The organism is Streptomyces sp. AC555_RSS877 (assembly GCF_019049245.1).
Classification (GTDB): domain Bacteria; phylum Actinomycetota; class Actinomycetes; order Streptomycetales; family Streptomycetaceae; genus Streptomyces.
The window spans coordinates 1-8,066 of record NZ_JAGMUK010000237.1 but is presented as its reverse complement, the minus strand read 5'-3'; the positions used below and the strand labels follow the sequence as shown (position 1 = coordinate 8,066).

Annotated in this window: 9 protein-coding genes; 1 reads left to right on the top strand and 8 read right to left on the bottom strand. The window is 71.0% G+C overall.

Annotated elements, in window-relative coordinates; genetic code table 11:
* Positions 1-552: hypothetical protein (locus KUM49_RS47375; RefSeq protein WP_217243206.1), on the top strand; the 552-nt coding region annotated here is incomplete at its 5' end.
* Here KUM49_RS47375 and eccD read toward each other — a convergent pair.
* The 8 genes from eccD to KUM49_RS47335 form a co-directional block, all read right to left on the bottom strand.
* A complete protein-coding gene (eccD, locus tag KUM49_RS47370) occupies positions 539-1,894 on the bottom strand; it encodes a type VII secretion integral membrane protein EccD (protein WP_217243205.1) in 1,356 nt (451 codons plus the stop codon). The two genes, KUM49_RS47375 and eccD, sit on opposite strands and share 14 nt — an antisense overlap.
* A gap of 76 nt (positions 1,895-1,970) precedes the next feature.
* Positions 1,971-2,300: a hypothetical protein gene (locus KUM49_RS47365; protein WP_217243204.1), complete on the bottom strand. Its 330-nt coding sequence runs from the start codon at positions 2,298-2,300 to the stop codon at positions 1,971-1,973.
* Positions 2,301-2,338: 38 nt separating this feature from the next.
* The gene (locus KUM49_RS47360) at positions 2,339-2,818 is read right to left on the bottom strand and encodes an HD domain-containing protein (RefSeq protein WP_254402887.1); all 480 of its coding nucleotides are present in this window, start codon (positions 2,816-2,818) and stop codon (positions 2,339-2,341) included.
* A gap of 85 nt (positions 2,819-2,903) precedes the next feature.
* Positions 2,904-4,118, bottom strand: a complete 1,215-nt coding sequence (locus KUM49_RS47355) for a DUF6508 domain-containing protein (protein ID WP_217243203.1) — start codon at positions 4,116-4,118, stop codon at positions 2,904-2,906.
* A gap of 45 nt (positions 4,119-4,163) precedes the next feature.
* Positions 4,164-4,352, bottom strand: coding sequence for a hypothetical protein (locus tag KUM49_RS47350; protein ID WP_217243208.1), 189 nt, complete (start codon positions 4,350-4,352; stop codon positions 4,164-4,166).
* Entirely contained in the window at positions 4,345-4,746 is a 402-nt protein-coding gene (locus KUM49_RS47345; protein ID WP_217243202.1) for a hypothetical protein, read from the bottom strand. Before KUM49_RS47345 ends, KUM49_RS47350 begins: the two co-directional genes overlap by 8 nt.
* A gap of 47 nt (positions 4,747-4,793) precedes the next feature.
* Positions 4,794-7,526, bottom strand: a complete 2,733-nt coding sequence (locus tag KUM49_RS47340) for an ADP-ribosyltransferase (RefSeq protein WP_217243201.1) — start codon at positions 7,524-7,526, stop codon at positions 4,794-4,796.
* Positions 7,523-7,918 (bottom strand): DUF6507 family protein, encoded by a 396-nt coding sequence (locus tag KUM49_RS47335; protein WP_217243200.1) that lies wholly within the window; start codon positions 7,916-7,918, stop codon positions 7,523-7,525. The genes KUM49_RS47340 and KUM49_RS47335 overlap by 4 nt, the downstream gene beginning before the upstream one ends.
* Positions 7,919-8,066: the final 148 nt, after the last annotated feature.

Here is an 8,066-nt window from a genome sequence, read left to right as displayed (position 1 = left end):
GGCGCGGGGGGCGGGGGCCTGGGGCTGGGCAGGCTGAGCCTGCTGCGGCTGGGCGTACGCCTGCTGCGGTGGCTGCGGCTGGGCGGGGTAGCCCTGTTGCGGATACGCGGCGGCCTGGTCGCCGTGTCCCTGCTGCGGGTAGCCGTACGGCTGCTGCGGCTGGGCAGGGGCTGCCTGCTGCGGATAGCCGTACGGCGGCTGGGGCTGGGGCTGCTGCGGCTGCGGCTGCGGCTGCGGCTGGGCGGGGTCGGCCTGCTGCGGGTGGCCGTACGCCGGGGGCTGCCCCTGCGGCGGGACGTTCTGCGCGCCCGGCTGCTGTTCCGGCTGTTGCCCCGCCGCCTGCTGCTGCCCCGCCGCCGGCGGCTGTGGCTGCGCGCCCTGTTGTGGGGCACGCTGCTGGGCCGCGCCGCCCCTCAGGTCGCGCAGCACGTCGCTCTGCCAGTTGTCCCCGCTCGGCATGTCGCCCTTCTCTCCTGTACGCCGCCGCCTTGTCGTCCCGCCCGGAACGACGGCGCGGCGGCGTCTGGTCTTCGAAGCCTCAGAACTTGTTGAGCAGTTGCCCGTAGATGCCGAACGCCCCGATGGCGAGCGGGAAGAGCCCGATCACCCCGAGGGACTCGATCAGGTCGGCGAACCGCCGCAGCCGTACCCGGACGTGCTCCGGCGGCTCCACCGCGAGGACCAGCAGCGGCAGCAGTGCCGCCGCGGCCAGCAGGACGAGCGCGCCGGCACCTCCCGCGTGGTCCAGCCACAGCACCGCGAGCCGTACGACGAGCAGCGCCGCCGCCCCGAACAGCGCCACGACCTCGGCGACCAGCGGGAAGGCCCGCGCCCGGGACAGCAGGACGACGGCGATGAGCGAGGCGAGGGTCACCGTCCAGACGGTCGGCTCCTTCGCGGTGGTCAGCAGCCAGCCGCCGGCGGCGGCCGACGCGGCGGTGACCACGGTGGCGAGGGCGAGTCCGCGGTGCGTGGCGGCGAGGGCGTTGGCGACCTCGTGCCGGCTCACCGAGGTGCCCGAGGAACGCTTGTCGTCGAGCGCGGTGAGCCCCGAGGCCATCAGCGCGAACCGCGGCAGCAGACCGAGCAGGATGACGGAGACCACGGCCATCACGGCGCCGATCCGGTCCGCCCGGTCCTGTACGGCGGCGACGGCCTCCCACACGGCGACCACACCGACGACCGCCCCGGCCCCGATCAGCCCGCCGCGGCCGAGCGGCGAACAGTAGGCGAGCAACACCAGCGGGAGCACCAGCGCGGCGGCGACGCCGGCCAGCCGGGCCGTCCCTGACCAGTCGTGGGCGTCGGCGGCCGTCCATGCGGCCAGCAGGCCGAGCCCGCCGGAGGCGAGCAGCAGCGCGGTGGCCAGACCCCGGTTGCCCTGGCCGATCTTCGCGATCGCCGCACCGGCGACCAGGAACACCGCGGTGACGACCGCGAGGCCCGTGGCGACCGACTCCAGCGCGAACTCGCGCCGCGCCAACAGCGCCGCGATCACGGCGAACACGATGGTGGCCACACCGGCGGCGGTACGGCGTACGGCGGGACGCCAGCGCCAGCCGCGCAGGTCGAGGTCGTCGGCGACCTGGTCGGTGACGTCGTGCACGACCGGCGCCGGCGGTGCCGCGTGGGCGCGCACGAGGCGCAGCACGGCGCCGTCGGGAACCTCCGCCGACGACAGCGTGGCGTCGTGCGGCAGCGCGGAGCCGTCGGAGGTGATCAGCTGCCGGGTGGTCGGCCGGGACGCGGCCCGGTCGTCGAGCAACTGCAGTATGTCGGGGAGCAGTTGGCCGATCGGAGTGTCCGACGGCAGCACGATGTCGGCGCGTCGCCGCTCACCGATCAGAGTGACCCTGCTGAGCTGGGTCCGGAACGAAGTTGCTGTGCTCACCACTCACCGGAACCTATCATCGCGTCGTTTCCGCCACGGGCGCGCTCCGACGTGGTCACGCCCTGCGCCCACACCCTGTTCACTGCTTCTCCGCACCCTTGTCGCCTTGGTCGCCCTGGTCGCCGACGCCGCTCGAAGTGGCGCTGGGCGTCGGGTCGTACAGCTGGCCCTGCTGCTGTCGTTGCTTCTCCTCTTCGGCCTTCTGCTTGTCCAACGTGGCCTGGAGGAAGGACCAGCCGATGCAGCCGGCGCACAGTACGGCCGCGATCGCGATGCCCGCGAACATCTTGCCGAACCGCTCGTCCGCCGTCCGCCGGGCGCGCTGCGCGCCGAACAGCAGCGCGTCGCGCATCCGGCGCCGACGCACCGCCACCGACTCCAGCAGCTGACTGTCGTAGTCCCGTGCCATTCAGTCGTCCTGTGTAGGGGGTGTACGTACGTGGGGATTCAGTCGCCCGGGGCAAGGCCTAGGCGGTGCCGCATGGCGGCGTACTTCTGTGTGAGCCGCCGGGCGGTGTGCTCGTCGAGTACGGCGAGGCGCACCGGGTCGGCGTTGTGCGCGAGGTCGGCCGCCTTGACGAGCCGGGCGCCCGGGGTGGCCAGGATCCGGCTCGCGTACGCCTCCGGCTCCTCGTCCGGCCGCTTGGTCATGGCCCGTACGACGTCCTTGGTGCGTTGCGGCAGCGCGGCCGTCTCCAGCCACTCCTCGCTGAGCACACCGTCCTCCACGGCGTCGTGCAGCCACGCGGCGGCGACCAGCTCCTCGTCCCCGCCCCGGGCACGCACGCCCTCGGCGACGGCCGACAGGTGCTCGGTGTAAGGCCGTCCGGCCTTGTCCGTCTGCGCGGCGTGCGCGGCACGTGCGACGGCCTCGACTTCGCCGAGACTCATCTCCGCCCCGGTCCCGGGCGGCCTCTCCTGCGGCATGCGGATCCCCCTGACTTAGCTTCCGCAACATAGGACATGGACGCGCCATGCGTACAGCCGGGGTACAGCCGTCTCCCGGTCTCTGTCACGCCCCTGCCGACAATCCCGTCACGATCATGAAGAGCACCCAGAGGACCGGGACCAGCGCGATGTACGCACGCGGCCGCCGGCGCACGGGCACGCCGGGGTCGTAGCGCGGGCCGAGCATTCCCGGCCCGGGAGCCGAAAGCCTCTTCACCTTGCGCACGGCGAGGAGGTTCCTTACCAGCGTCAACGGCCCGAAGACGAACAGGGAGAGGGGGCTCCACCAGCCCCAGGCCAGCGTGTGGGTGGTCAGCGCCCGGAACACGGCCAGCCCACAGGTCAGGCACATCGAGCCGGCCGTCTTCCGGAACCCCATGAGGATCACGAGACCCCGGTGGGCGCGGAAGGAGACGTCCGCCGCGGGGGAACCTCCGCAGAACCTGCACATGGGCGGGGTGGGGGTTTGAGGGTGCGAGGTGGGGAGTTGAGGGGACGCGGCCGTGGAGGGGCCAGGGTCGGCCTGGGGGCGGCCGGTGGGCGGGGTGTCAGCGTCAGCCTGGCGCCGCTCCTCGGGGGAAGGGTCGGCGTACCAGGCGCGCAACGAGGCGGCGACGGCGTCCAGGAGGCCGTTCTCCACGGCCGTCGCGATCTCCCCGTCACTCATCCGCTCCGCGGTCAGGACCGCGGTGGCGGCGCGCACGGCGTCGGCGGGCCTCAGCCCTTCCTCCGGCGGTGCTTGGGGCAGCGGACTGTGCTGCCACCGGTGCTCGGGGGTCACGGCGCCGACACCGCGCAGGGCGCTGACAGCCCGCTGGAGCGGCTTGCTGTAGAGGGGGAACGGCACCTGAACGGCACCGCTCGGCGACTTCTGCCCCCCGCCCCACTTCACGTCCCGGTCCTCGTCCGTGAGCGCGTCGAAGGCATCGGCGAGTTCCTGCCACGCCTCCGCGTTGTCACGGTCGAGCTCGGCGAGCAGGCGCCGGTCGTCGGCCGGGGTGACGACCCGGGCCAGTTCCTCGAGCGTGGCGGCATCGGGGGCCTCGGTGACCGGTCCGACACCGGGTTCGTGGCTGAGCAGGCCCAGGACGCCGAGGGGGGTGAGGCCCTGGTCGTGAGCCTCACGGACCTTGGTGTACCACCCCAACCCCGCCTGGTAGGCACTGAGGCTGCCGGCCTTCCGGTGCATCCACTCGACGTCGGTGGCATCGCACCAGACGTATCCGACGACTTCGCCGTCGAGGGCGTTCACGGTGACGTAGTGCACGGGACTGGTCATGCTGGTCAGGCCTCGGGGCCTGGTCCTCCATGGGTAATCGGTTGGTCAGGGGTTGGGGTCGTCCTCGTCACCTGCCCACACATGTCCGAGGGCCACGCCGCCCTCCTTGTCGACCACCGTGAAGTACCGCACCGGCTTGTCCGTCCGGTCCCGGTAGCGCGGCGGACCGCCCGGCGCCTCCTCGAACCACATGTCCTCGGCAAGGCGCGGGTTGACCGGCTGTCCGTCATTCACCCTTGGCGAGGGACTTGACCGCGTCGGCGTTCGGGGCGTCGGTGAGGGAGCGTGGCAGGGCCCGTCCGCGGTTGCCTTCCGGGTTGGACAGCATCTCCGCGAGGGCCTGGGACGGCAGGATGCCCCGCCCCTTGGCCTCTTGCAGCCGGGCGTGCCAATGACCGCCCTCGGCGAGGGCCCGGCCTCCGGCGGCGTTGCGTGGCACCCACGCGGCGGCGTCGTCCTCGTCACTCGCCCACACATATCCGAGGGCCGCGCCGCCCTCCTTGTCGACCACCGTGAAGTACCGCACCGGCTTGTCGGTCCGGGTGCGGTACCTCGACGGACCCGGCGCCACGAGGTCGAAGTGCACGTCCTCGGCGAAGCGCGGGTTGATCGGTCGTTCGCTGCTCATGAAGTCCACGTTCCCTTAACTCTGCCTGATCCTCAACGCGGCCACCGCTACGGCTTCGGCCTCGGCAGGACCTCTCCGTAGACGTGCCACTTGCCGTGTGCCTCGTCGAAGAAGACACGCGTCACCCTGTAGTCGGAGCCCCGGGCCAGGAGCAGCTCACGTTCTCCGGGGTACTTGGAGAGGTGGTCGATCCAAAGGGCCGGGGTGTCCTTCGCCACACGCAAGTGCATCCACACGGGATTCTGGTCGAACGGGGGTGGCGGCGACTTGCCGAGTGCCGTGGAAGTGAACGCCTTGTCGTCGAAGGTCCCGCCGAGCATGTCGAGCGGTGAATCGATCGGGAGACCGTCGACCTTGATGTGGTCGACCCCGGTGCCTCGGACGACCATGATGTCCTCGGGCACAGGGCGCATGTCCATGACCTTGTCCATCTCGTCGATGGTGTGCAGGAGCGAGGCGTCCACGTCGTTGCCGAAGCGCAGGTGTCCATTGATCAGGCTGTACTCATTACCGCTGTACGTCTTCAGCGCCTGCTGCGACTCGGCGGGTAGGTCGTCCAGGAAGTCGTTCCAGTACGCATTGCCGTACGCCAGCCCCGCCTCGTTGGTGACGCTGGGCGCGGGATTCGTGCCACGCGCCAGTTCGGCCTCGGCCACCGCGTGCTTCTCGGCGTCGCTGAGGGCGTCGAAGGCCGCGTCCGACATCGTCGGCTTGTACTCGAACGGCTCCCCGGCCCCGCTCCCCGGCACGTCCGCGCCCTGATGCCCCGGAGCGACCGGACCATCCGTGCCGTGGTGCGCGGCCGCGTCCCCGGCGTCCGCGTGGTCGCCGGCGTGTGCGGCATCGTCCGCGTGACCGACACCGTCGTCACCGTGACCGGCACCGTGCGAGGCGTCGTCGACATGACCGGCGCCGGGAACGTCGTGACCCGTGCCGTGCGGGGCGTCGGGGTGCGGCGTGGTGGTCGGGACGTCGTGCGCGGGGCTCCCCGTGCCCTGGTGGTACCACGGGGTCGTGCCGCCCGGAACGTCGTTGCCGCCCGTGTGCGGCGTCTGGTCGTAGGCGGACGGGTTCGGCCCGTAGTCGATTCCGGACGGCGACGGCGCATGACCGTACGGCGCCCCCGAAGGCGTCTGGGCGTACGGGTTCGTGCCCGGTGTCTGGTCGTACGCGGACGGCGACGGCGCGTGGTCGTACGGGGAGCCCGACGGGGCGTGGCCGTACGGGGAGCCCGACGGGGCGTGACCGTACGGCGATCCGTACGGCGCCTGACCGTACGCCGACCCCGGCGGCGCCTGACCGTACGCGCCCGGCGACGGCGTCGTGTCGAAGGCGCCGCCCGGCGTGTGGCTCACGGGCGTGGTCGGCGCGTTGTAGTGGCCGCCGTTGGGCACGTTGTACTGCCCGGCGTTGTCGGCCGTGTGCGCGGCCGCGTCCGCACCCGCGTGGCTCCCGGCGTACGACGGGGTGGGGGCACCGTCGACCGTCCAGTGGGCCGGAAGTGTCGGTGTGGTCCCGTGGGGCGCCGTCGGAGTGTTCGCCTCGTAGTGGACCGGCGTCGTGTCGATGGTGCCGTTGGGCGAGACGAGGTTGCCGTTCGGGTCCATGATGCGGCCGTCGGGCAGGTTGACGGCGCCGTCCGGGAGGGTGGGGATGTCGATGTTGCCGACGCCCCTCAGGCCCTTCGTGATGTCGCCGATCTTCGACAGTCCCGCGCCCGCGCCCTTGGCGATGTAGGTCATCGGGTCGATGACCTTGCCCGCCTTGCCCGCCGCCGACAACACCTTCGCCACCGCACCGGCCTTGCCCGCGCCCGCGACACCGGCACCCGCGCCACCCGTGAAGACCGTGGTCAGGACGTTGAAGGTGACCGCACCGGCCGCACGGCCGGGGTTCTTGCCCCACTCGTCCCAGGCGACCAGCGCCTTGCCGGTCTCCTTCATCGCGGTGCGCGAATCACGCAGCCACGACGGCATCTTGTCGTCCGGCAGCGTCCAGAACAACGCGCCCGCACCAGGAATGGAGGAGATCACCAGACCGGTCGCCAGCTGCGCGAGCCCCTTCCAGGCCTGGCCCATGGCGTCCCAGCCACCGAAGCCCACCAACGTGCCCAGACCCTTGATGGTGCCCCAGACACCGTCGACGATCAGGCCGTCCCACACGAACGACTTCACCCAGTGGCCGACCTCGTACCAGTGGTGCTTCTCCTCCACCGGGTCACCCCAGGGAAGCTTCGCGTTCTTCATGTCGTCCGCGTTGAACCCGTACTGGTCCTTGCGGTCGGAGCCGTCACCGGCCACCATCTGCGTGCCGCCCCACAAGGCGGTGATCTTGTTGTGGCAGGTCCGCTCCGCAGCCCAGAACGCCGCCACCGTCGCGGTGATGTCATCCCGGATCTGGTTGTGCTCGTCGACCTTGTCGCCGTCGTACTCCCACTCGTCGTCGTCCTTGACGGAGTCGACGAACGTCTGGGCCGAGGTCTTCAGTTCCTTCAACTTGTCGACGAGCGGCCGGATTTCGGTGGCATACGACGACAACGCCCCGGAGACCGTCTCGAGATCGTCCCCGAACGTGTCCGCGCGGTCCTTGACCGGCTTCGTCGTCGCGAACAACTGCTCCGCGTCGGGGGCGGTGTAGTACGCCGACAGGCCCTGGAACTGGGAGTGGACGTCCTCGCCGGTCTTGCGAACGTTGCCCGCGTCCTTCTTCAGGTCCGCGTAGTCGCTCTCCAGCTGTGCCAGATCACCCGTGTACTGCGGAATCTGCGCCGGCTGGATCACCGCTGGCCCACCCCCGGCAGATCCACCTTCGGCGCGGACAACGCCTTGCGCTGCGCCTCCGCCGCCATCTCCTCATCACCGTTCAGATAGGCCGTCGTCGCGTCCACCGCACCCTGCAACGACTTGCCCGCCCGCGCCGCGACGAACTGCAGGTCCTTCGACGCCCGCTCCGCGAACTGCGACAACGCGAGGGCGACCAGACCACCCGCGGCCTTCTCGCCACCCTCGCCGCCGCCACCCCCGCCCTCGGCGGAAATCGTGCCCGCGCTCGTCGCCGCAGACGTCAGATGCTCACCGAACGCCTTGGCATGCTTCTCCAGGTCGGACGCCGTGTCACCGGTCGTCTTCAACACACCGGAAATACCCTGCGGATTCAGATCCCAGCCGGGCACCGAAAACCCCCGTTTTCCTCAACTACCAATACCGATCAAACAGCTGTCCGTCAGCCGATGTTGTCGACCGCGGCCTTGGCCCGCTGGATGGTCGACTGCGCCGTACCGTCGTTCTTCTCCAGCGTCGACTTCAGCAACGCCACAATGT

Bases quoted from the DNA above. Each gene is read 5' to 3' on its own strand.
- KUM49_RS47365 (WP_217243204.1), bottom strand. From the start codon at position 2,300: ATGGCACGGGACTACGACAGTCAGCTGCTGGAGTCGGTGGCGGTGCGT.
- KUM49_RS47360 (WP_254402887.1), bottom strand. From the start codon at position 2,818: ATGCCGCAGGAGAGGCCGCCCGGGACCGGGGCGGAGATGAGTCTCGGC.
- KUM49_RS47355 (WP_217243203.1), bottom strand. From the start codon at position 4,118: ATGACCAGTCCCGTGCACTACGTCACCGTGAACGCCCTCGACGGCGAA.
- KUM49_RS47345 (WP_217243202.1), bottom strand. From the start codon at position 4,746: ATGAGCAGCGAACGACCGATCAACCCGCGCTTCGCCGAGGACGTGCAC.